This window comes from Streptomyces longhuiensis (assembly GCF_020616555.1).
In the GTDB taxonomy this organism is placed as follows: domain Bacteria; phylum Actinomycetota; class Actinomycetes; order Streptomycetales; family Streptomycetaceae; genus Streptomyces; species Streptomyces longhuiensis.
In genome coordinates this window covers 8808638-8832015 of the sequence record NZ_CP085173.1, presented here as the reverse complement: position 1 = coordinate 8832015, position 23378 = coordinate 8808638, and the positions used below count along the sequence as shown (strand labels likewise).

Sequence of the window (23378 nt, the reverse complement as noted above, 5' to 3'; positions counted from 1 at the left end):
TCTCCTGGACTCGTCATGGCTCTAGGAAGGTTCGGGCCCCGGCGCTACCCTCCGCGCATGATTTCGACCGTTGTCTGGGGTACCGGAAATGTCGGGCGCGCGGCCATCCGTGCCGTCGAGGCCCACCCGGCGCTGGAGCTCGTCGCCGTGCTGGTCCACGACCCCGCGAAGGTCGGCCGCGACGCGGGTGAACTCGCGGGACTCGAGCATGAGTTGGGCGTCCGGGCCAGCGACGGCATCGAAGCGGTGCTGGCCGCCCGGCCCCGGGCCGTCGTGTACGCCGCCTCCGGCGACATCCGCCCCGACGACGCCCTCGCCGACATCGCCCGGGCCCTGCGGTCCGGCGCGGTCGTCGTCTCGCCCGCCCTCTATCCGCTCTACGACCACCGCAGCGCGCCACCGGAATTCCGGGATCCGGTCGTGGCCGCGATCGCGGAAGGCGGCGGGACCCTGTTCGCCTCCGGAGTCGACCCGGGCTGGGGCAACGACGTCCTGCCGCTCCTCGTCAGCGGGCTCGGCAGCACCGTCGACGCGATCCGCTGCCAGGAGATCTTCGACTACTCGACGTACGACCAGCCCGACTCGGTACGGCTCCTGGTCGGCATGGGCCAGCCGATGGACTACGACCCGCCCATGCTGTGGGACACCGTCCCGACGATGGTGTGGGGTGGGCAGATACGCCTGATGGCGCGGGCGCTCGGGGTCGAACTCGACGAGATCCGCGAGACGTTGGACCGCCGTCCGCTCGACACCACCGTCAGCACGCGCACGATGGGCGACTTCGAGGCCGGCACCCAGGGCGCCGTACGGTTCGAGGTGCAGGGCATCGTCGGGGGTGAACCCCTCATCGTCATCGAGCACGTCACCCGCATCCACCCGTCCTGCGCGCCGGACTGGCCGACGCCCCCCGACGGCACCGGGGCGCACCGGGTGATCGTCGAGGGCCGTCCGCGCATCGAGGTCACCGTCGAGGCCGCGGACGAGGGCGAGAACCGGTCGGCCGGCGGCAACGCCACCGCGGTCGGCCGGCTGGTGAACGCCATCGACTGGCTCGTGGACCAAGCCCCGGGCCTCTACGACGCGCTCGACGTCCCGCTGCGCCCCGCAGTCGGAAAGCTCGGCCATCGCGGAAGGAAGCACTGATGATCATCGACATCCCCGAGGGACAGGAACCGATCGGCTACGTCTGGGGGGACATGGTCCCCGGGATCGGCATGGCGGCCGCCAACTTCTCGCTGTCCGTGTACGCCCATACGACGCTGGGCCTGAGGGAGTTCGAGGCGGCGCGGCTGCGTATCGCGCAGATCAACGGGTGCCGGTTCTGCCTGGACTGGCGTACCGACCGGGACGGGGAGAAGGTCGAGGAGTCCTTCGCCGACTCGGTGACCGAGTGGCGTACCAGCGACGCCTTCGACGACCGGACCCGTCTCGCGGCCGAGTACGCCGAGCGGTACGCGCTCGACCACCACGGCCTGGACGAGGAGTTCTGGTCCCGGATGACCGCCCTGTACAGCCAGGTCGAGATCGTGGAGCTGAGCATGAGCATCGGCTCCTGGCTGGCGTTCGGCCGGCTCAACCACGTGCTGGGGCTCGACACGGTGTGCGTCCTGCCCACGGGCTGAGGCGCATCTGGCGATCGCGACGCTCCCTGCGGAGCAGGGAGGTGTGGACCTCGGACTGCCGGTGCAGAGCATCACGGCTCGTCCCACGCGTCCAACGATCACCGGCGGGCACGATGGGCCGAACCTGAGCGCGAGCGTCAAACGGGAGGGCGATCGTGAACAGTTTCGATCTTCTGGGACGGTGCCCGGGAGGGCGCACCTAGGGTGGCGTTCATGCAGCTGCGGTACGCGTTCCGGCTCTACCCGGAACTGGGTCAACGCCTCGCGTTGGGCCGGGCGTTCGGGTGCGCGCGGGTCGTATTCAACGACGCGGTACGCGCCCGGAAGGACGCCCACGCGGCGGGTCTGCCCTACCCGAAGGCCGCCGAGCTGTCCCGGACTCTGGTCACCCGCGCCAAGCGGACCGTGGAGCGGTCTTGGCTGGGCGAGGTGTCCTCGGTGGTGCTCCAGCAGTCCCTGCGGGATGTGGAGGCCGCCTACCGGGCGTTCTTCGCCTCCCTCAAGGGTGAACGTAAGGGCGCGAGGGTGGGTGCGCCGCGGTTCAAGTCGCGCAAGGACTCGAGGCAGTCGATCCGGTTCACTGCCAACGCCCGCTGGTCCATCACCCCAACCGGCCGGCTGAACCTGCCGAAGATCGGCGAGGTGCGGGTGAAGTGGTCACGCACCCTACCCGTGGTGCCGTCCTCGGTCACCGTGATCAAAGACTCGGCGGGCCGGTACTTCGCAAGCTTTGTCATCGACACCGACCCGGCCGCCGACGCCGCGCGGATGCCCGCCACCGACCAGGCCATCGGCATCGACCTGGGCCTGACCCACTTCGCGGTGCTGTCCGACGGCACGAAAATCGACTCCCCGCGGTTTCTGCGCCGGGCGGAGAAGAAACTCAAGAAAACCCAGCGGGAGCTGTCCCGCAAACGGAAGGGCTCGAAGAACCGGGCCAAGGCCCGGCTCAAGGTTGCCCGCGCGCATGCGCAGGTCGCCGATGCGCGCAAGGAGTTCCACCACCAGCTCTCCACCCGGTTGATCCGCGAGAACCAAGCGATCGCCGTGGAAGACCTGCCGGTCAAGGGCCTCGCGCGCACCAAACTGGCCAAGTCCGTCCATGACGCGGGCTGGTCACAGTTCGTGACCATGCTCGCCTACAAAGCGGCTCGCTACGGGCGGACCCTCATCAAGATCAACCGGTTCGAGCCCACCAGCCAGGTGTGCTCGACCTGCGGACACCACGACGGCCCCAAACCCTTGCACGTACGCGAGTGGACCTGCCCCGTCTGCGGCACCCGGCATGACCGGGATGTCAACGCCGCCAAGAATGTGAAACAGGCCGCCGGACTGGCGGCATCGGCCTGCGGAGCGAAGGTAAGACCAGAACCCGTTCTGGCACAGCGCGAAGAAACAGGAAGCCACGGAATCCCAGCAGGAAGCCGTGCCGCATAGCGGCACAGCAACCCGTGGGACGGCCAGAATCCTCGGGCCTCAGCTCGAGGAGCATGTCAAAGATCGGTGGCGATGATCTTCTCGATGTTCCGCTCGGCGAGCGCCGTGATCGTGACGAACGGGTTGACGCTCGTGTTGCCGGGGATCAGAGAGCCGTCGATGACGTAGAGGCCCGAATAGCCGTGCAGGCGGCCGTAGTTGTCGGTGGCCTTGTTCAGGACCGCGCCACCGAGCGGGTGGTACGTGAGGTGGTCGCCCCAGATCTTGTACGTGCCGAAGAGATCGGTGCGGTAGATCGTGCCCTCCTTCGCGTTGATCTTGTCGAAGATCGTCTTGGCCATGTCGATGGAGGTCTGCTTCCAGGCCGTCTGCCAGTTCAGATCGGCCTTGCCCGCCTGGGCGTTCCACGAGAACTCGGCGCGGTGCGGGGTGTTCGTGATCGACAGGTAGAACGAGGCGTACGTCTCGATCCCGGTCGGCAGCGGCGCGACCTCGGCGAACGCTCCTCCGGCGGCCCAGTTGTCGATGCCGCCGCAGGGGATAGACGCCTGGACCTTACCGGTCGGGTCCCACAGGTGGTTGGCGCGGCCGCACATGACGTTGCCGTTGTCGCCCCATCCCTTGCCCACCTCGCCGTTCAGGGCGGGCAGGGCGCCGGTGGCCTTGAGCTTGACCAGGAGCTTGCTGGTGCCGACGCTGCCGGCCGCGAAGAACACCTTGTCCGCGGTGACGGTCTTGGTGGCTGTGGTCGTGCCGGTGGTGTCGATCTGCTCGATGACGACCGTGTACCCGCCGCCGGATGCCGGCGCGACCGAAGTCACTTTGTGCAGCGGAGAGATGGAGACCTTGCCGGTGGCCCCGGCCTGGGCCAGGTAGGTCTTCTGGAGCGACTTCTTGCCGTAGTTGTTGCCGTAGAGGATCTCGCCGGCGAGTGCCGACTTGGGGACGGTTCCGGCCGCTTCCCGCTTCATGTAGTCCCAGTCGTACACGTCGGGCACGAAGACGAACGGGAAGCCGGAGCGCTGGGCGTGCTTACGGCCGACGCGCGCGAACTGGTAGCACTCGGCGCTCTCGAACCAGGCCGGGTCGACGGTGCCGACGCCGAGCGCGGCGTTGGCGCGCGGGTAGTACGTCGCGTACATCTCGGCGGCGTCGACCGACGGGAGGATGGCGCCGAAGTTCTCGCGCTTGGGCGTGACCGCCATGCCGCCGTTGACCAGGGAACCGCCGCCGACGCCGCGGCCCTGGTAGACGACGATGCCGCCCATTTCCTCGGCGTCCAGAATTCCGGTGTAGCGGGGTACGTCTCTGTCGAGCGGGAAGCCGAGGAAGTTGCTGAGGGGCTGTTTGGTCTTGGTCCGGAGCCAGTAGGAACGGGCGTCCGGACTGGTCGTGTTGGCGAATATCTTGCCATCCGGTCCGGGGGTGTCCCAGGCCATCCCCATTTCGATCATGTGGACGTCGACACCCGCCTGGGCGAGTCTCAGCGCGGCCACGGAGCCTCCGTATCCCGTGCCGACGACGAGGGCGCGGACGTGCGCGCCGGTGTCGATCGGAGCGGCGACGGGGGCGGTGGCCGCGTGGGCCGCTGGGGCGTGGGCCGACAGGGCCGCGGCGCTCAGAATAGAACCGGTTCCAGCGATAAAAGCGCGTCGCGAGACGTTTCTGGAACCGCTTGCACGCGTGGTGGAACCACTCATGGCACGTTCCTCACTTTCGATGGAATCGAAACGAGTTCTACTGCTGATGACGCATCAAGTCACTACACACGAACGGGTAATTCATGTGGGCCGAATAGGTAACTCGCGTCCACTCGCTCCCGGGTGCCCCGGCGACCCCGGGGCGGTCGTCGACAGCCACGGCGGAGTTAGCACTGTCACACAGATCCAGGCAAGTCCCTGCATGTAAACAAACGAGCGAGTTACTACACTTCGTCAGGTTGTTCGGCGCCCGGCCGGACCGGCAGCACGGCTTTCATGCGGGATCACCGTTGATCCAGCTCCGGCGGCGACACGCAAGGAACCCATGACGACCTCAGACAACGGCAGCGACGTCCCCCCGCTGGACGAACCGCTGCCCGGCACGGTGGCACTCGACGCCACGGCGGGCGTCGCCGTCGAGCGCGGAACGCCGCCGGCCGAACCCGTGGACCTGACCGAACCGCTGGACCTGACCGTCACGACCCCCGACGCGGGGTGCTTCGAGAACAGCGCCGTCGCGGCCCGCAGCGGCACGGCCCTGTTCACCGCGGGCCCTGCCGCCCCTCCCCGCACCCTGATGAACATCTTCGGCGCGTCCGTGCGCGACCACCGCGACGAAGTGGCCCTGGACGACGGGGCGAAGCAGCTCACGTACCGCGCGCTCGCCGACGAGGTGGAGAACCTGCGGGTGCGGCTCGCCTTGGCCGGGGTCCGCAGGGGGGACCGGGTCGGGGTCCGTGTCCCGTCCGGGACCAACGATCTCTACGTCGCGATCCTGTCGGTGCTCGCCGTCGGCGCGGCCTACGTCCCCGTGGACGCCGAAGACCCTGACGAACGGGCCGAGTTGGTGTTCGGCGAAGCCGGGGTCCGCTCCGTCATCGGCGCCGGCCACGACCTGACCGCGTGGGGACCCGACGGCAAGGAGGAGGGCGGCGCCAGGGCTCCCCGGGGAACCGCCGACTGCCTGCCCGGCACCGACGACGACGCCTGGATCATCTTCACGTCCGGCTCCACCGGGAAGCCCAAGGGCGTCGCGGTCTCGCACCGCAGCGCCGCCGCCTTCGTCGACGCCGAGGCCGCGCTGTTCCTCACCGACGAGCCGATCGGGCCCGGCGACCGCGTGATGGCCGGCCTGTCCGTGGCCTTCGACGCGTCGTGCGAGGAGATGTGGCTGGCCTGGCGCAACGGCGCCTGCCTGGTGCCGGTGCCGCGCTCCCGCGTCCGCAGCGGCGCCGACCTCGGGCCCTGGCTCGTCGAGCAGGACATCAGCGTCGTGTCCACGGTGCCCACGCTCGCCGCACTGTGGGAGCCCCAAGTCCTCGACGACGTACGTCTTCTGATCTTCGGTGGCGAGGCCTGCCCGCCCGAGCTGGCGCAGCGCCTGGTCACCGAGGGCCGCGAGGTGTGGAACACGTACGGCCCCACGGAGGCCACGGTCGTGGCCTGCGCGTGCCTGATGACCGGCGAGGAGCCCGTCAGGATCGGACTGCCGCTGGACGGCTGGGAGTTGGCCGTCGTCGACGAGGCCGGCGACCCCGTCGCGCTCGGTGCCACCGGCGAACTCGTCATCGGCGGCGTGGGCCTGGCGCGCTATCTCGACCCCGCCAAGGACGCCGAGAAGTACGCGCCGCTGCCCTCCGTCGGCTGGGAACGCGCCTACCGCAGCGGCGACCTCGTCAAGGCGGACCCGGAAGGCCTCGTGTTCCTGGGGCGCGGGGACGAGCAGATCAAGCTCGGTGGGCGCCGTATCGAGCTCGGCGAGGTCGACGCGGCTCTGCAGGCGCTGCCCGGCGTCGCCGGGGCGGCCGCCGCCGTACGCACGGCGCGCAGCGGCAACCAACTGCTCGTCGGCTACGTCGTCGCGCAGGACGGCTGGGACCGCGCCGAAGCCGTGGAACGCCTGCGAGCCGCGCTGCCCGCCGCCCTGGTGCCGCTCCTCGCCCCCGTCGAGAGCCTGCCCACCCGCACGTCCGGCAAGGTGGACCGCGCCGCCCTGCCCTGGCCGCTGCCCGACCTGGAGACCTCCACCGGGCCCACCGAGCAGCTCTACGGCACGGAGGCGTGGCTCGCCGAACAGTGGGCGCACACGCTCGGGGTGTCCGTGACCGGCGCCAAGGACGACTTCTTCGCGATCGGCGGCTCCAGTCTGGCGGCCGCCCAGCTGACCACCCGGCTGCGCACCCGCTATCCCAGCGCCGCCGTCCTCGACATCTACCAGCACCCGACGCTGCGCAAGCTCGCGCGCCATCTGGAGGAGTCCGCGCAGGGCACGGAGGCGCACCGAGACGTCGGAGCCGTGCCGGTGCGCGCTCAGGTCCTTCAACTCCTGCTCCTTCTCCCGCTGTTCACGCTCGTCGGGCTGCGGTGGTGCGTGGCTCTGGCCGCGCTCGGCAACGTCCTGCACTGGTTCGGGTCCTATGCCTGGGCTCCCGCCGTGTCCTGGTGGTGGGTGGCCGCGGGGGCGGCGATGCTGTTCAGCCCGGCGGGGCGGCTCGCGCTCGCCGCGGGAGGCGCGCGGCTGCTGCTGCGAGGCGTCGGGCCGGGCACGTATCCGCGCGGCGGCCACGTCCATCTGCGGCTGTGGACGGCTGAGCGGCTCGCCGAGTACAGCGGCGCGACCTCGCTGACCGGCTCGTGGCTGCTGCGGTACGCGCGCGCCCTCGGCGCCCGGATCGGCGCCGAAGTGGACCTGCACTCGCTCCCGCCGGTGACCGGCATGCTCAAACTGGGCCGCGGCTGCGCCGTCGAGGCCGACGTGGACCTCTCCGGGCACTGGCTCGACGGCGACCGTCTGGTGATCGGTGCCGTCAAGGTCGGCGGCGGAGCGGTCGTCGGCACCCGCAGCCTGCTGTTCCCCGGTGCGCGCGTCGGCAAGAAGGCCGAGGTGGCTCCCGGATCCGCGGTGACCGGCCAGATCCCGACCGGCCAGCGCTGGGCCGGCTCCCCCGCCGTGAAACTGGGCAAGGCCAAACGGGACTGGCCGAAACAGCGGCCGAAGCGCTCGTACGGGTGGCGGCTGATGTACGGCGCGTCGGGGCTCGCCCTCTCCGCGCTGCCGGCGCTCGCGGCCGTGCCCGCGCTCGCGGTGGCGCTTCGCTTCGTGCCCGCGGACGCGGGTCTCGGCGAGGCACTGCGCGGCGCCCTGGTCGCGGTGGTGCCCGCCGCACTGGCCTTCGGATGCGCCTACGCGCTGCTGCTGGTGGGCGCCGTGCGGCTGCTGAGCCTCGGGCTGCGGCCGGGCCTGCATCCGACGCACAGCCGCACCGGCTGGCAGGCCTGGACGATCACGCAGCTGATGGACGCGGCCCGGCAGACGCTGTTCCCGCTGTACGCGGGACTCGTGACGCCGCTGTGGCTGCGGCTGCTCGGCATGAAGATCGGCCGTCGCGCGGAGGTCTCCACGGTCCTCGCCCTGCCGAGCCTGACCACGGTCGGCGACGGGGCGTTCCTCGCCGACGACACCCTGACGGCTCCTTACGAACTCGGCGGGGGCTGGGTCCGCATCGGGCGGGCGGCGATCGGCCGCCGGGCGTTCCTCGGCAACTCCGGCATGACCGGGCCGGGACGCAGCGTCCCCGACGGAGGTCTGGTCGGTGTCCTGTCGGCCACCCCGAAGAAGGCCAAGAAGGGCACCTCGTATCTGGGGCTGCCGCCGATGAAGCTGCCGCGCGCTCCCGAGGGCGGCGACCACTCCCGCACGTACGACCCGCCGACGCGGCTGCTGTGGGCGCGCGGCGCGGTGGAGCTGTTCCGGCTCGTGCCCGTCTTCTGCTCGGCGGCGCTCGCCGTGCTGACGGGAGCGGCGCTGTGCGCGCTCGCCGGGCAGGCGGGCGCGGGCCGGTGGGGTGCCGCCGCGCTGTCCGGGGCGGTGCTCCTCGGCGCGGGCGCCGTGGGCGCGTTGTCCGCGGTCGCCGCGAAGTGGCTTCTGGTCGGCCGGCACAGGGCCGGTGAGCACCCGCTGTGGAGCGGCTTCGTCTGGCGCGACGAGCTCGCCGACACGTTCGTCGAGGTGGTCGCCGTGCCGTGGCTGATCGGCGCGGTGCCGGGCACCCCGCTCATGACGCTGTGGCTGCGCGGCCTGGGGGCACGCGTCGGCCGGGGCGTGTGGTGCGAGAGTTACTGGCTGCCGGAGACGGACCTCGTGACGCTCGGCAGCGCGGTCAGCGTGAACCGTGGCTGCGTACTGCAGACACACCTCTTCCACGACCGGATCCTGCGGATGGACAAGGTGACGCTCGGCGGGGGTTCGACGGTGGGCCCTGGCGGAATCGTCCTGCCGGGCAGTACGGTCGGCGCTCGCGCCACTCTGGGCCCCGCGTCCCTGGTCATGGCCGCGGAGTCCGTACCCGACGACACACGCTGGCTGGGCAATCCGATCGAGGCGTGGCGGTCCTAGAAGGGCGGGCACACCTTAAGGTCGGTCAGGGCTTCGATGCGTACGGCACGGGGTGGGGGGCACCACACAGACACGTTGAGTACGGCGCAGGGAGTGGACACTGCAGTGAGCGGCCAGACAGCGGCTTCGGAGCCGTACTTCCCCGGCCACGGCGACCCCCGCTACCGGGTGCACCGCTACGAGCTGTCCCTCGACTACCGCCCCGGCCCCAACCGCCTCGCGGGGAACGCCCGTATCAGCGCCATAGCGGGCCGGGCCCCGCTGACCGAGTTCCATCTCAACCTCGCGGCCTTCCGGCTCGGCAAGGTGCTCGTCGACGGCCGGCAGCCGCGCTACACGCACCGGGGCGGCAAGCTGCGGATCCGGCCCGCGAAGCCGCTGCGGGCCGGCGCCGCGTTCACGGTGGAGGTGCACTGGTCGGGCAATCCGAAGCCGGTCAACAGCCCCTGGGGCGGGCTCGGCTGGGAGGAGCTGTCCGACGGCGCGGTCGTCGCGAGCCAGCCCGTCGGAGCGCCGTCCTGGTTCCCGTGCAACGACCGGCCCGACGACAAGGCCGCCTACCAGATCTCCCTCACGGTCCCCTCGCCGTACACCGTGGTCGTCGGCGGGCGCCTGCTCACGCGCACGACGAAGTCGTCGACGACGACCTGGGTGTACGAGCAGCAGGCACCGACGCCGAGCTATCTCGTGGGCCTCTCGATCGGCATGTACCAGTCGGTCCTGCTGGGCGATCCGGGGCTCGGCGGTGTGCCGCAGAGCGCGTACGTGCCCGTGCGTCTGCTGCCGGAGTTCTCACGGGACTTCGCCCGGCAGCCCGAGATGATGCGGCTCTTCGAGGAGCTCTTCGGGCCCTATCCCTTCGGTGAGTACGCCGTCGTGGTGGCCGACGAGGACTTCGACGTCCCGGTCGAGGCACAGGGACTCTCCCTGTTCGGCGCGAACCACGTGGACGGCGCGCGGGGCTGGGAGCGGCTCGTCGCGCACGAGCTCGCCCATCAGTGGTTCGGCAACAGCCTCACCATCGCCGACTGGCGGGACATCTGGCTGAACGAGGGCTTCGCCAAGTACGCGGAGTGGCTGTGGTCGGAGCGCACGGGCGGCCGCAGCACGCAGGAACTGGCCGCCGCCGCACACCGGGAGCTGTCCACGCTGCCGCAGGACCTGCTCCTTGCCGACCCGGGCCGCAAGTCCCTGTTCGACGACCAGGTCTACGAGCGCGGCGGGCTCACCGTGCACGCGATCCGCTGCGCGCTGGGCGACGAGCCGTTCTTCCGCATGGTGCGCGACTGGGTCTCGGCGCACCGGCACGGCGTGGTGAGCACCGAGGCGTTCACGGCGCATGTCGCCCGGTACGCGGCGGCGCCGGTCGGCGACCTCTTGACGGCGTGGCTGCGCCGCAGGCCGCTTCCGCCGCTGCCGGCACCTCTCGTCCCCTACCGGTAAGGATTCCCCCGTGGCCGTCGGAACACCGCGCTTCCCTCTGGATCCCACGCCCGTCCACGTGTCCGACGCCGTCCTGGAGGACCTGCGCCGGCGCCTCGGCATGACGCGCTGGGCGGACGACGTCGGGAACGGCGACTGGTTCTACGGAGTCGACCGCGGCTACCTCCAGGAGCTGGCCGAGTACTGGCTCCACAGCTACGACTGGCGCAGGGCCGAAGCCGCGATCAACGCCTACGAGCACTACCAGGTGCGCGTGGACGGTGTCCCGGTGCACTTCATGCGCAGGCCCGGGGCCGGCCCGAACCCCACCCCGCTGATCCTCACCCACGGCTGGCCCTGGACGTTCTGGCACTGGTCCAAGGTCGTCGACCCGCTCGCCGACCCCGCGGCCTTCGGCGGGGACCCGGCCGACGCGTTCGACGTCATCGTCCCGTCCCTGCCCGGGTTCGGCTTCTCGGCGCCCCTGCGCGACCACCCCGACATGAACTTCTGGAAGGTCGCCGACCTCTGGCACACCCTCATGACCGACACCCTCGGCCACACCCGGTACGCCGCCGGAGGGTGCGACATCGGTGCCCTGGTCACCGGTCAGCTGGGCCACAAGTACGCGGACGAACTCCTGGGCATCCACATCGGATCGGGCCTGAAACTCGACTTCTTCACCGGCGACCGCGCATGGGACTTCAGTGGCGGCCGGCCCGTCCCCGAGGGACTGCCCGACGACATCCGCGCCCGGATCCTGGCCCTCGACCGGCGCTTCGCCTCCCACCTCGCCGTCCACGTCCTCGACTCCAGCACGCTCGCCCACGGCCTGAGCGACTCCCCCGTCGGCCTGCTCGCCTGGGTGCTGGAGCGCTGGGTCAACTGGAGCGACCACCACGGCGACATCGAGACCGTCTTCACGAAGGACGATCTCCTCACCCACGCCACGATCTTCTGGGCCGGCAACACGATCGGCACGTCGACGCGGTACTACGCGAACGCCAACCGCTACCCGTGGACGCCCGCCCACACCCGTACGCCCGTGGTCGAGGCACCCACCGGACTCACCCTCGTCGGGTACGAGAACCCGCCCGGCGTCACGACGGCGCAGCAGCGCGTCGCCGACTGGCTCGCGAGCGACCGAGCCGACTGGTATCACCACGTCAACGTCAACGCCCATGACGCAGGAGGACACTTCATCCCGTGGGAGGTCCCCGACGCCTGGGTCGACGACCTGCGCCGCACGTTCCGCGGGCGGCGCTGAGCGGGGTCTGTGTGCGCTACTCGAACCGCGAAGCGTCGCCCGCCCCGCGTCGTACGATCTCCGTCTCGCCGCCGGAGAAGTCGATGACCGTGGTCGGCTCGGTGCCGCAGTCGCCGGAGTCGACCACGACGTCCACCTCGTGGTCGAGCCGCTCCTTGATCTCCCAGCCCTGCGTCAGCGGCTCCTCCTCGTCGGGCAGGAGCAGCGTGCTGGACAGGATCGGCTCGCCCAGTTCGGCCAGCAGGGCCTGTACGACGGCGTGGTCGGGGATCCGGACGCCCACCGTCTTCTTCTTCGGGTGCAGCAGCTGGCGCGGCACCTCCTTCGTCGCGGGCAGGATGAAGGTGTAGCTGCCGGGCGTCGCCGCCTTGATCGCGCGGAACACGTCGTTGTCGATCTGCACGAACTGCCCGAGCTGGGCGAAGTTCTGGCACATGAGCGTGAAGTGGTGCCGGTCGTCGAGGTGGCGGATCGCCCGGATCCGGCTGATGCCGTCCCGGCTGCCGAGCCGGCACCCGAGCGCGTAGCAGGAGTCGGTCGGGTACGCGACGAGTTCGTCGGCGCGGATGCTGTCGGCCACACCGCTGATCGTGCGCCGCTGGGGGTTCTCGGGGTGTACGTCGAAGTACTTCGCCATTCGCCGAGTCTAGTGGCGGAGGGCCTGAATGGATCTCTGAACGGGGGCGGCTCTCCCTCGAAAGTAGTCCCCCGGAGAACATCACGGGCGGCGTGCTGGTGCTCGCGGCGGCGGCCGGGGCGCTTCCCTCGATGCCCGCGCCGACGGCGGCGCCTTCGCGCTGCTGATCGTGCCGGGCGTGGTGGCCGCGGTCCTCGCGGCCAGGACGCCGGTCGTCGGGGCCCGGCTGATGCGCGCAAAAATGCCGTGCGGGCGGGACGCGCCGAGGTGTTGTATGAGCCCCATGGTGTCTTCCGACCGACTGCTGGCCTTCGCGGCCATGTCGTTCCTGCTGATCGTGATTCCGGGCCCCAGCGTGCTGTTCGTGATCGGACGGGCGCTGTCGCAGGGGCGCCGTGCCGCGCTGACCACGGTCGTGGGCAACACGCTCGGCGCCTATGTGCTCGTCGTGGCCGTGGCGCTCGGTGTCGGTGCCGTCGTGGAGCGCTCGGTCCTCGTCTTCACCACGCTGAAGCTCGTGGGCGCCGCGTATCTGGTGTACCTCGGCGTCAAGGCGGTGCGTCAACGGCGTTCGCTGCATGCCGCGTTCAGTGGTGACGGGGTCGCGCACGGCAGTCTGCGCACGTTGTGGGAGGGGTTCGCGGTCGGTGTGGCCAACCCGAAGACGATCGTGTTCTTCGCCGCAGTGCTACCGCAGTTCGTGGACCGCGGCCAGGGGCACGTCAGCCTGCAGATGCTGCTGCTCGGCCTGGTCTTCAACGTCATCGCGGTGGTGTCCGACAGCGTGTGGGGCCTGGTCGCGGCGACGACGCGGAGCTGGTTCGCCCGCTCGCCGCGGCGGCTCGGCATGGTCGGCGGTGTCGGTGGGCTCACGATGATCGGCCTCGGTGTGACGGTCGCGGCGACGGGCCGTACCGACTAGGGGCTGTTCGCCTGCCTACGGCGCGAGTGCGACGCCCAGGGAGTTGGCCCCGATGGGCCTCGGTGCGCCCTTCTCGTAGAAGACGTCGAGTGCCGTGATCGCGAATCCGGCCTCCGTCAGCAGGTCTGTGATCGGGCGGGTGAGGTGACAGCCGCCGAAGAGCCTCTTGTTCACCGGTTCCATGCGTCGCTGCCAGCGGCGTACGTTCTCGTCCTCTTCCGGTGCGAGCCCGTGCTCCAGGAAGTGCAGTGTCCCGCCGGGCCGCAGCACACGGCGCACTTCGCGCAGCGCGGCCCCGGCGTCGGGGATGGTGCACAGCGTCCACGTCGACAGCGCGGTGTCGAAGCTGTGGTCCTCGAAGGGCAGCGACTGGCCGTCCGGGCCCGCGCGGCGCACCGGCACGGATGCCGCCCCGACCCGCGCGGCGGCGAGTCTCCAGCCGACGTCCGAAGGCTCGATGGCGACGACGCCCTCGACGGTCGACGGGTAGTAGGGAACGTTGTGTCCCGTGCCGAACCCGATCTCCACGACCTGGCCCCGCAGCCCCCCGCAGACCCGCCGTCGCAGCGGTGCTGTCATCTTCACGCCACAGGCGACATCGATGATCCGGGGCAGCACCTGCTCGGCATAGAACCCCATGACGGCCCTCCACGTCTCGTTCCCAGCATGGCACCGCGGCGGCCCCGGTGCGACGTTGCGGAACCGCGATCTTCCGGACCGCAACCATGACCGTCCCCGAGCGGTCCTATCCGTAGCTCTGCAGGAGACCCAGGAGGAACGCCTTGTCCCATGTGCCCCGTAAACGCCGTCGGCTGTCTCAGGCGCTGATCGCCTGCGGATGCGCGGTGACGCTGCTCGCGGGCTGCTCCGAGGGCGATGCCCGCGAGGACCGCACCGCAGACCCCGCTCCGAGGGTGCCCACGGGCCGGGGTGCGGGCGAGCGCGGGCTCGGGGACTTCGACCGGGACGGCTACGACGACTTCGTGACGTCCATGACCACGCGGAACAAGTTCAGCCAGCCGACCGGCTATCACCTGCTGGTCCTGCCCGGCTCAGCGAAGGGCCTGGACCCCGGGCGTCGCAGGACCTACCGCGACTTCTTCTACGGTCCGCTGCTCCGCGCCGACCTCAACGGTGACGGCTACACGGACCTGGTGGCGACGCAGACCGACCACCTCGCCAAGGATCCCGCGCGCCGGGACGCCCCCGGCACTGCCGTGATCCTGCCCGGCGGCAAGAAAGGCCTCGGCGACCCGGTCCCCGTCAAGACCTCCGGTCTCGTCATGGCGAGCGCGGCCACCGATGTCGACGGCGACGGGGCCGTCGATCTGGTCTACGCGGGGCACCACCCCAACGGGAACGACACCGAACTGCCGCGCCGGCCGGGCCTGGTGGCCTACGGCCCCTTCGGCAAGGACGGCGCGCCCGCCCGCACCGCCGAACTCGAGAACACGGCGAGCCCGAGCCAGGCGATCAGCGGGGACTTCGACGGCGACGGCTACGGCGATGTCATGTTCACCGACCCCAGCCCGGGCGAGGAGGATGCGGATCCGCCGACGGACAACGGCCCGTACGTGACGTACTTCCGGGGCGGCCCCCGCGGACTGACTCCGACCCGGCCGCCCGGGAACCTCGGCAACGACACCTACGACGGAGTCATGGTGCCGCGCAGCGGTGACGTCGACGGCGACGGGATCGAGGACATTCTCGCGCCCGGCTACCGCGAGGTGGGTGTCGCGGAGGGCCCCGCCTCGGGGCGGCTCACCGTGGCGTACGGGTCCAAGTCGGGTGTGGGAGGCGGGCGGCCCAACGCCGTCTTCGATCAGGAGACACCCGGTGTTCCCGGCGACTCGCAGGGCAAGGACGGTTTCGGAAGGGGCGCCGGCACCGGCGATGTGAACGGTGACGGGCATCCGGATCTGCTCGTGGACACGCCGGGAGAGGACCAGGGAAACGGCCGCTTCACGCTGCTGCCGGGCAGCCCCGACGGTCCCCCGACCGGCGCGAACGCCACCGCCTTCGACCTCGACACCCCCGGTGTGCCCGGCAAGCACGACCCGTCGGGCGGTGACGGGTTCTCCGCCACGTTCCCGCTGCTCGACGTCAACGGTGACGGCCGCTCCGACGTGGTGGCGACCGCCCCCGGCCATCTGCGCGGCAAGGGCGGACTCTGGCTCTTCCCGGGTACCCCGGAGGGACTTGGCACGGCCGGGCAGATCCGGTTCCTGGACCCGTCCGGCCTCGGGCTCCCGCCGCGTACCGCGTAGGGCTCAGCCGTGCGCGGGTGGACCGTCACGTCTGACGGGGTTCGGCGCCGAGGCGCTGGAAGCCGCACCGCCCGCGGCGGTCGCGCTCTCCTCGGCGGGTACGAGCGGCATGCTGCCGCCCTGGAGGCGTTCCAGGTCGGAGGCGCGGACCTGGATGACCACGAGGGCGATCAACGCCGCGACGACGGCGAAGACGGCGGCCACGACGAAGGCACTGGAGATGCCCGACGCGAGCACCTGGTCGCCCCAGGGAGGCGGGAGTTGCCCGGTCGTGCGGAACTGGAACTGCTGGGCCGGGGTCGCCTGCGACAGGAATTTCGGCACCTGGACCTCGGCCTCGTTGCGGCTGGCCGTACCGAAGACCGTGACCAGGATGGACAGGCCGAGCGAGCCGCCGACCTGCTGGTGTGCGTTGAGCACGCCGGACGCCGCTCCCGAGTCCTTCGGCGCCACACCGGAGAGCGCCATGAGCGTCAGCGACACGAACTGCAGGCCCATCCCGCAGCCGAACACCAGCGTGGGGCCCAGGATGCCGCCCACGTACGTGCTGTTGACGTCGGTCATGGTCAGCCAGCCGAGGCCCAGGGCAGCCAGGACCGCGCCCACCACCATGAAGGGCTTGGGCCCCCACTTGGGCAGGAACTGTGAGGCGAAGCCCGCGGCCACCGCGATGATCGCGCTGACCGGCAGGAAGGCGAGGCCGGCCCGCAGCGGGCTGAAGCCCAGAATGTTCTGCACGAACAGGGTCAGGAAGAAGAACATGCCGAACATCGCCGCGGCCAGGCACAGCATCATCCCGTAGACGCCCGCGCGGTTGCGGTCGCGGAACATCCACAGCGGGATGACGGGCTGTTTCGACCGGCTCTCGATGGCGACGAACGCGGTGAGGAGGACGACGGCGGCGCCGAACGCGCCAAGGGTCAGGCTGTCGCTCCAGCCGTCCTTCGAGGCACGGATGAAGCCGTAGACGAGCAGCACCATGCCGACGGTCGAGGTGAGCGCGCCGAGGACGTCGAAGTGGCCCGGGTGGCGTTCCGACTCCCTGATGAAGCGAGGGATGGCGAGCGCGATCAGGATGCCGATGGGCACGTTCACGAAGAGGACCCAGCGCCAGTCGAGCCACTCGACGAGCACGCCGCCCGCGATCAGGCCGATCGCGCTGCCGCCCGCGGAGACGGCCGCGAACACGCCGAACGCCCGGTTCCGCTCGGGCCCTTCGCGGAAGGTCGTCGTGATCAGTGCGAGGGCGGTGGGGGACGCGATGGCGCCGCCGACGCCCTGCAGCGAGCGAGCGGCGAGCAGTTGCCACGACTCCTGCGAGAGGCCGCCGAGGAAGGACGCGAGCACGAAGATCAGGACGCCGGCCATGAAGACGCGGCGCCGGCCGAGGATGTCACCGAGACGCCCGCCGAGCAGCAGCAGACCGCCGAAGGTCAGCGTGTAGGCGTTGATCACCCAGGACAGGTTCTCGGTCGAGAAACCGAGCGCGGTCTGGATGTGCGGGAGAGCGATGTTCACGATGGTGATGTCGAGGACCACCATCAGCTGGCACGAACAGATGACGAGTAGTGCGATCCCCCTGCCGTGGCCCCGCTCCGGGGCTTCGGCAGGCTTCGAGGGTGTCGACTGAAGACCCGACATGGGAAGGTGTGCACCTCAGTACCGCAGTGAACGCTCTCGTTCACTACACCGACGTTAAGCCTGGCCTTGCGGCCCCGCCAATCGATCAACGATCCTGGGACCGCCCCGACCACGCTCCTCGTTTCACCCGGCCTCGGGCGCCTCCAGCAGGTCGCGCACCTCCTCCGCGGTCGTCTCCTGAAGGTCCTCGCCGAGCAGCAGCCAGCGGGTGATGCCGATCGACTCGAGGAAGGGCAGGTCGTGGCTGGCGATCAGGAGGGCGCCCTCGTACGACTCCAGTGCGCTCGTCAACTGCCGCACGCTGGCCATGTCCAGACTGTTGGTCGGCTCGTCGAGCATCAGGAGCTGCGGGGCCGGTGCGGCGAGCATCGTCGCCGCGAGTGCCGCGCGGAAGCGTTCGCCGCCGGAGAGGGTGCCGGCCGGCTGTTCCGCGCGGGCGCCCTTGAACAGGAACCGCGCGAGCTGGGAGCGGACGTGGTTGTCGGTGACGCCCGGGGCCATGCGGGCCACGTTCGCCGCGACGCTCAGCTCCTCGTCCAGCACGTCGAGGCGCTGCGGCAGGAACCGTAGCGGTACGAACGTCTTCGCCTGGCCGGAGAGCGGTTCGAGCTCACCGGTGAGGGTGCGCAGGAGCGTGGTCTTTCCGGCTCCGTTGCGGCCGACCAGCGCGATGCGTTCGGGGCCGTGGATGTGGAGGCTGCCGTCGCGCAACTTGCCGTGCGGGAGGCTCAGTTCGTCGATGCTCAGGACGGTACGGCCCGTGGGTACGGCGGTGTGGGGCAGGCTCACGCGGATCTCGGCGTCGTTGCGGATCGCCTCCGCGGCCTCCTCACGCCGCTCGTGCGCGTCGCTGAGCCGGTCCTCGTGCAGCCCGCGCAGTTTGTCGCCGGACTCCTGCGCGGACCTCTTCTTCTCCCCCGCGACGATTCTCGGGGCCTTGCGCTGGGCGTCCATCTTCTTGCTGTGCCGGGCGCGGCGGGCCACCTTGATCTGGGTCTCCTCCAGTTCGCGTTTCTGCCGGCGCACGTCGGCCTCGGCGGCCCGCAGCATCCGCCCGGCCGCCTCCTGCTGGGTGGCGAGCGCCTCCTCGTACGCGGACCAGCCGCCGCCGTACCAGCTCACGGAGCCGGAGCGCAGTTCGGCGATACGGTCGACCCGCTCGAGGAGTTCACGGTCGTGGCTGACCACGACGAGGACGCCGGAGCGCCAGGAGTCGACCGCCTCGTAGAGCCTGCGGCGCGCGAAGACGTCCAGGTTGTTGGTCGGCTCGTCCAGCAGGAGGACGTCGGGGCGCTCCAGGAGCAGGGCGGCCAGGCGCAGGAGGATGGTCTCGCCACCGGACAACTGACCTACGGTGCGGTCGAGTTCGACGTCCGCGAGGCCGAGTGAGCCCAGTGTCGCGAGGGCCCGCTCCTCGACGTCCCAGTCGTCGCCGACCGTGTCGAAGTGCTCCTCGCTCACGTCGCCGTTCTCGATGGCGCGCAGCGCGGCGCGCCGCTCGGCGATGCCGAGGGCTTGGTCGACGCGCAGCGCGGTGTCGAGCGTGATGTTCTGCGGAAGGTAGGCGAGGTTGCCGCCGACGGTCACCGACCCCCGGGAGGGGGTGAGTTGACCGGCGAGCAGGCGCAACAAGGTGGATTTGCCGGTGCCGTTCGTGCCGACGAGTCCGGTGCGGCCCCGGCCGATGGCGAGGGAGAGCCCGTCGATGACGGGGGTGCCGTCCTGCCACTGGAACGAGAGGGCGGAGCAGGTCAGGGAGGCGCTGGGCGCGGTGGGTGTCGCCATGGTGTGTCTCGCATTCGCAGGCGCGGTGGGAAAGGGCTACGTATGCGAGCACCACGCGACGACCGAACCGGGAACGCGGAGATCCGAGAACCTGGAAGGGGGTGCGGCTGTCCGAGAGATCATCGGGGACGGCTCATGCACCGAGGTCGCATCCACGCGGGGTCACGGGCGGCACGGAACGGCCGCTACGGCGTGACGGGCGTACGGCGGCGAAGGCCGTACGGCGCGGTGATCGCGATCCTCAGATGCGCAACGTCCACCTCGATCGGAGACAACAGAGACGCCCAAAACCTTAACGACCGGATGATCGGAAGGCAAGAGTCCCAGGTCACGAGCCCGATCCCGCCCGACATGCACCCTCTGCGGCAGCGTGCAAGTCTGGGAGTGACCGGCCTGTCGTCGGGCACTCCGGCGCATTCCGGCCAGGAGGAACGATCATGAGCAAGAAACAGAGCCGCCAGAACCGCGGCGCCCGATCGGGCGGCCACGGCCATGACCACAGCTCCACCGCCGAGAAGCGGGCGACGCCGGAGCCGATGACGAAGGCGACCGACCCGTCCGAGGAGCCCGCACGCCGGATCTCGGAACACCACTCGCACAAGCAGCCGCGGAAGTTCGGCCACAACTGACGCCGGCCGGCTGCCCACACCGTCACACGCTGCGACGCGGGGTCACGGCCCCGCGCCGGTGAGTGATGTCCGCCCGCCGCCGGCCGGTCATGATCGCGGCCCTAGAGTGCCCGCATGAGCCGCATCACTTCACACGGTGCCACGATCCACTTCGACGACCTGGGCCCGGCGGACGGCACGCCCGTCGTCCTGATCCACGGCCACCCCTTCAACCGCAGCATGTGGCGCCCCCAGAGCGCCGCGCTCAGCGCCGCCGGATACCGTCTCATCGCTCCTGACCTGCGCGGTTACGGAGACAGCGACACGGTCGCGGGTGCCACCTCGTTCCCTGCCTTCGCGGACGACATCGCCGCCCTCCTCGACCACCTGGAGCTCGACCGCGTGGTTGTCGGGGGTGTGTCCATGGGCGGCCAGATCACCATGGAGTTCCAGCGCAGCCACCCGCGGCGCGTGCGCGCCCTGGTGCTCGCCGACACCTCACCGGTGGCCGAGACCGACGAGGGCAAGGCCTTCCGCAACCGTCTCGCCGACCGGCTCCTCGCGGAGGGCATGGACGGTTACGCGGGCGAGGTCATCGACAAGATGCTGGCCCCCTACAACGTCACCGCGATGCCCCAAGTCGCCGCGCACGTCACGGAGATGATGCGGACCACCGACCCGGCGGGGGCCGCGGCGGCGCTGCGCGGGCGTGCCGAACGCGCCGATTACCGTGCGACGTTGGCGGCCACGACCGTTCCCACCCTCGTCGTGGTGGGCGCGGACGACGTGTACACCCCGCCCGAGGACGCCCAGGGCATCCAGCGCCTGGTCCCGCACGCGACCCTCACGGTCGTCGACGACGCGGGACACCTGCCGAACATGGAACAGCCGGAGGCCTTCAACACCACGCTGGTCCGCTTCCTCGGCTCCCTGCCCCTTTGACTTCCTGGCGGATCAGGGGTTCTGCCGGAACAGGGCCGTCCAGAGGAAGGGTTCGCCGAAGCTCCGCGATTCCGGCGCCTCGTCGCGCATGCGGCGCTGTTCGACCTCGGTCAGGTCGGAGAAGATCCAACGCAGCGAATCGGGCGTGTACGCGAGTCCGCCGTGCAGGCCGGACCCGCGGTACAGGTCGGCGTCGGCCACCTCCGAGCCCATCGCGCCGGACGCGAAGCAGGTGAGGGCGAGGTGGCCACCGGGGGCGAGGGTCCGCTCGATGAGGTCGAGGTAGCTGATCCGGCGGTGCGGCGGCAGATGGTGGAAGCAGCCGGAGTCGTAGATCAGGTCGTACGGGCCGCCGAGTTCGGCGTCGGCCAGGGCGAAGGCGTCGCCGCAGTGGAAGCTGACGGAGGCGCCCGCTTCCGCCGCCCGTTCCTCGGCCCAGGCGATGGCCTCCGGTGACAGGTCGACCGCGTCCACCTCGAAACCCTGCGACGCGAGGTGGACAGCGTTGCGCCCCGGACCGCAGCCGAGGTCGAGTGCGCGGCCCGGGGCGACCAGCCCGCGCCGGAGGTAGGACACGAGGTTCTCGTCGGGCTTGTCCGCGAAGAACGGCACGGACCTGGTGCGGTCCGCGTAGAAGCCGTCCCACCAGGTGGCCGCGCCGCCGGTCCAGCGGTCGGCCTCCGGCGCGAACAGCCCGTCCAGGAGCGCGAGTACGTCATCGACACTGCGTATGTTCCGGTCCATCCGGCTCCCCTTTCCTGTCCGGCGATCCTAGTTTCGCGACGCCTTCGGGGATGGTTCGGCTCCCCCGGCTTCGGCCGTTGCGGACACTTCGACCCACACCGAACTGTCCGCGGCCTAGCGTCTGCGGCATGCGAGACGAATCAGTGGGGAGCGAGGCGCGGTGACGGTGTGGGAGATGGTCGCCGTGTGTGCCGCCGGGGTGGGCGCCGGGGCCATCAACACCGCCGTGGGCTCCGGGACGCTGATCACGTTTCCCGTGCTGCTCGCGACCGGTCTGCCGCCCGTCACCGCCACGGTGTCGAACGCGCTCGGTCTGATCCCGGGCTCCATCAGCGGCGCCATCGGCTACCGCGCCGAACTCGGCGGGCAGCGGCGGCGCATCCTGAAACTGGACGCCGGTGCCGTGCTCGGCGGGTTCGCGGGCGCCACGCTTCTGCTCACCCTTCCGGCGGCGGCGTTCGAGACGATCGTGCCGGTCCTCGTCGGCCTCGCCGTCGTCCTGGTCGCGTGCCGGCCGCTGATCAGCGGCCGGGTACGGCGACGGCGCGCGGGGTCCGGCGTCCGCCCGCGCGGCGACGCGGGACCGCTCCTGTTCACCTCCCTCACGCTCGCCAGCGTCTACGGCGGCTACTTCTCCGCCGCGCAGGGAATCCTCTACGTAGCGCTGATGGGCATGCTTCTGGACGAGCCGCTGCAACGCCTGAACGCCGTCAAGAACGTCCTGGTCGCCCTCGTCAACGCCGTCGCCGCTCTCTTCTTCCTCTTCGTCGCCGACTTCGACTGGACGGCCGTACTGCTCATCGCGGCCGGTTCCGCAGTGGGTGGTCAGCTCGGCGCGAAGGCAGGCCGGCGCCTCAGCCCCGGGGTCCTGCGCGCCCTGGTCGTGACCGTGGGAACGTTCGCCGTCGTCCAGCTGGTGGTCCGGTGACCGAATCGCTCACCCCGCCAAGACGCCCCCACCGGGTTCGAACACCGTGAACTGCGCACCCTGGGCGTCCCGCACGGAGGCCCAGCGTCCGGCCTCGTCCTCCCACTCGCCCGCCACGGTGCCGTCCTGCTTGAGCGCCGCGCGGGTGCACTCGGCGACGTCGTCCACGGTGAACTGGACCTCCCAGTGCGGCCGGACGTCGGGATCGGGCGCCGCCTCGACGGCACCGGAGGTGATCCGCGCCATGGCCAGGCCGCCGCAGACCAGGATGACCTCTTCGTTCTCGTAGCGGACGTCGCAGCCACCGGGCCGGGTCCAGCCCAGGACCTCGCCGTAGAAGATGGCGGCGTCGAAGGCGTTCCTGGTCACGAGCCGGAGCCTGACCTTCGTCTCCTCGTGCCATCCGCTCCAGTCCCGTTCGACGTGCCCGGACCAGACCCCGAAGGCGGCGCCGCTACTGTCGGATGCCAGTGCGACGCGGCCCAGCGGGAAGGGGATCGGGCCCACGCCTACGGTGCCGCCACGTTCGCGCACCCGGCTCGCGGTGTCGTCCGGGTCGCTGACGCCGAAGTACGGCAGCCAGGCCGTGGCCACGCCGAGGTCGGACGCCACCGCGCCGATGCCCGCCACCGGTCTGCCGTCCGCCATCGCGACGGTGAACCGGTCGCCGAGGCGACCCGGGCGGAATTCCCAGCCGAGCACGGCCTCGTAGAACGCTCTGGTGGCGGCCAGGTCGTGCGCCGCGAGGCTCACCCAGCAAGGGGCCCCGAGCACGGCGCCGCTCGGGGGGCCGTCCTCGTCACCGGCCTCGGCGGCCAGTCTGTCGGTCATCGTGCACCATCCCTGAATCACGGCCTGCGCCCATTGCAGCAAGAACGGCCTCGTGCGGCCATCGCCCAGTGGGGCGACACGCACCTGGCCGGAAGCCGCCGGGCGAGAGGCCATGAAGCCCGGGGGCGCCTCGGAACGCCCAGCGTAGAATCAGGATAAAAGGTCCCGAACGGGCACGCTGTGAATGGTGCCGCGTCGGCGTCGTGATCTCGGGGAGGGTGGTGCCGCG

General features: G+C 70.7%; 18 protein-coding genes. 11 read left to right on the top strand and 7 right to left on the bottom strand.

The window, feature by feature from the left end:
* The first annotated feature begins 57 nt into the window (after positions 1 to 57).
* From LGI35_RS40135 to LGI35_RS40125, 3 genes are all read left to right on the top strand, one after another.
* Positions 58 to 1143: an NAD(P)H-dependent amine dehydrogenase family protein gene (locus tag LGI35_RS40135; protein ID WP_227299346.1), complete on the top strand. Its 1086-nt coding sequence runs from the start codon at positions 58 to 60 to the stop codon at positions 1141 to 1143.
* Positions 1143 to 1622 (top strand): carboxymuconolactone decarboxylase family protein, encoded by a 480-nt coding sequence (locus tag LGI35_RS40130; protein ID WP_227299345.1) that lies wholly within the window; start codon positions 1143 to 1145, stop codon positions 1620 to 1622. The genes LGI35_RS40135 and LGI35_RS40130 overlap by 1 nt, the downstream gene beginning before the upstream one ends.
* Positions 1623 to 1835: 213 nt before the next feature.
* On the top strand, positions 1836 to 3059 hold the full coding sequence (locus tag LGI35_RS40125; protein WP_227299344.1) for an RNA-guided endonuclease InsQ/TnpB family protein: 1224 nt from the start codon (positions 1836 to 1838) through the stop codon (positions 3057 to 3059).
* 56 nt (positions 3060 to 3115) lie between these two features.
* Here the strand turns inward: LGI35_RS40125 and LGI35_RS40120 are convergent, their stop codons facing one another.
* Complete coding sequence (locus LGI35_RS40120; RefSeq protein ID WP_227299343.1) at positions 3116 to 4759, bottom strand: GMC oxidoreductase; 1644 nt, start codon at positions 4757 to 4759, stop codon at positions 3116 to 3118.
* 325 nt (positions 4760 to 5084) lie between these two features.
* Here LGI35_RS40120 and LGI35_RS40115 point away from each other — a divergent pair, with 325 nt between their 5' ends.
* From LGI35_RS40115 to LGI35_RS40105, 3 genes are all read left to right on the top strand, one after another.
* Positions 5085 to 9155, top strand: coding sequence for a Pls/PosA family non-ribosomal peptide synthetase (locus LGI35_RS40115; RefSeq protein ID WP_227299342.1), 4071 nt, complete (start codon positions 5085 to 5087; stop codon positions 9153 to 9155).
* A 105-nt stretch (positions 9156 to 9260) separates the two neighbouring features.
* On the top strand, positions 9261 to 10598 hold the full coding sequence (locus tag LGI35_RS40110) for a M1 family metallopeptidase (RefSeq protein WP_227299341.1): 1338 nt from the start codon (positions 9261 to 9263) through the stop codon (positions 10596 to 10598).
* 10 nt (positions 10599 to 10608) lie between these two features.
* Positions 10609 to 11844 (top strand): epoxide hydrolase family protein, encoded by a 1236-nt coding sequence (locus tag LGI35_RS40105; protein WP_227299340.1) that lies wholly within the window; start codon positions 10609 to 10611, stop codon positions 11842 to 11844.
* A gap of 16 nt (positions 11845 to 11860) precedes the next feature.
* Here LGI35_RS40105 and LGI35_RS40100 read toward each other — a convergent pair whose 3' ends face one another.
* On the bottom strand, positions 11861 to 12481 hold the full coding sequence (locus tag LGI35_RS40100; protein WP_227299339.1) for an L-threonylcarbamoyladenylate synthase: 621 nt from the start codon (positions 12479 to 12481) through the stop codon (positions 11861 to 11863).
* A gap of 283 nt (positions 12482 to 12764) precedes the next feature.
* Between LGI35_RS40100 and LGI35_RS40095 the strand changes: the two genes are divergently transcribed.
* Positions 12765 to 13403, top strand: coding sequence for a LysE family translocator (locus LGI35_RS40095; protein WP_227299338.1), 639 nt, complete (start codon positions 12765 to 12767; stop codon positions 13401 to 13403).
* Positions 13404 to 13418: 15 nt separating this feature from the next.
* Here LGI35_RS40095 and LGI35_RS40090 read toward each other — a convergent pair whose 3' ends face one another.
* Positions 13419 to 14042 carry a class I SAM-dependent methyltransferase gene (locus LGI35_RS40090; protein WP_279348696.1) on the bottom strand — a complete coding sequence of 208 codons (624 nt, stop codon included), beginning with the start codon at positions 14040 to 14042 and terminating at the stop codon, positions 13419 to 13421.
* 152 nt (positions 14043 to 14194) lie between these two features.
* On the opposite strand from LGI35_RS40090, the gene LGI35_RS40085 reads away from it, so the two are divergent.
* Positions 14195 to 15670 (top strand): VCBS repeat-containing protein, encoded by a 1476-nt coding sequence (locus tag LGI35_RS40085; RefSeq protein ID WP_227300718.1) that lies wholly within the window; start codon positions 14195 to 14197, stop codon positions 15668 to 15670.
* 3 nt (positions 15671 to 15673) lie between these two features.
* Here LGI35_RS40085 and LGI35_RS40080 read toward each other — a convergent pair whose 3' ends face one another.
* Entirely contained in the window at positions 15674 to 17311 is a 1638-nt protein-coding gene (locus tag LGI35_RS40080) for an MFS transporter (RefSeq protein ID WP_227299337.1), read from the bottom strand.
* Positions 17312 to 17434: 123 nt separating this feature from the next.
* Positions 17435 to 19096 carry an ABC-F family ATP-binding cassette domain-containing protein gene (locus LGI35_RS40075; protein WP_227299336.1) on the bottom strand — a complete coding sequence of 554 codons (1662 nt, stop codon included), beginning with the start codon at positions 19094 to 19096 and terminating at the stop codon, positions 17435 to 17437.
* 437 nt (positions 19097 to 19533) lie between these two features.
* Here LGI35_RS40075 and LGI35_RS40070 point away from each other — a divergent pair, with 437 nt between their 5' ends.
* Together LGI35_RS40070 and LGI35_RS40065 are read left to right on the top strand one after the other, a co-directional pair.
* Positions 19534 to 19725, top strand: coding sequence for a hypothetical protein (locus LGI35_RS40070; RefSeq protein ID WP_227299335.1), 192 nt, complete (start codon positions 19534 to 19536; stop codon positions 19723 to 19725).
* A gap of 114 nt (positions 19726 to 19839) precedes the next feature.
* Positions 19840 to 20646 carry an alpha/beta fold hydrolase gene (locus LGI35_RS40065; protein ID WP_227299334.1) on the top strand — a complete coding sequence of 269 codons (807 nt, stop codon included), beginning with the start codon at positions 19840 to 19842 and terminating at the stop codon, positions 20644 to 20646.
* Between the two features lie 12 nt (positions 20647 to 20658).
* On the opposite strand, the gene LGI35_RS40060 is transcribed toward LGI35_RS40065, so the two are convergent.
* On the bottom strand, positions 20659 to 21390 hold the full coding sequence (locus LGI35_RS40060) for a class I SAM-dependent methyltransferase (protein WP_227299333.1): 732 nt from the start codon (positions 21388 to 21390) through the stop codon (positions 20659 to 20661).
* A 160-nt stretch (positions 21391 to 21550) separates the two neighbouring features.
* On the opposite strand from LGI35_RS40060, the gene LGI35_RS40055 reads away from it, so the two are divergent.
* Positions 21551 to 22318, top strand: a complete 768-nt coding sequence (locus LGI35_RS40055) for a sulfite exporter TauE/SafE family protein (protein WP_227299332.1) — start codon at positions 21551 to 21553, stop codon at positions 22316 to 22318.
* 9 nt (positions 22319 to 22327) lie between these two features.
* Here LGI35_RS40055 and LGI35_RS40050 read toward each other — a convergent pair whose 3' ends face one another.
* Positions 22328 to 23149 (bottom strand): VOC family protein, encoded by an 822-nt coding sequence (locus tag LGI35_RS40050; RefSeq protein WP_227299331.1) that lies wholly within the window; start codon positions 23147 to 23149, stop codon positions 22328 to 22330.
* Positions 23150 to 23378 lie beyond the last annotated feature (229 nt).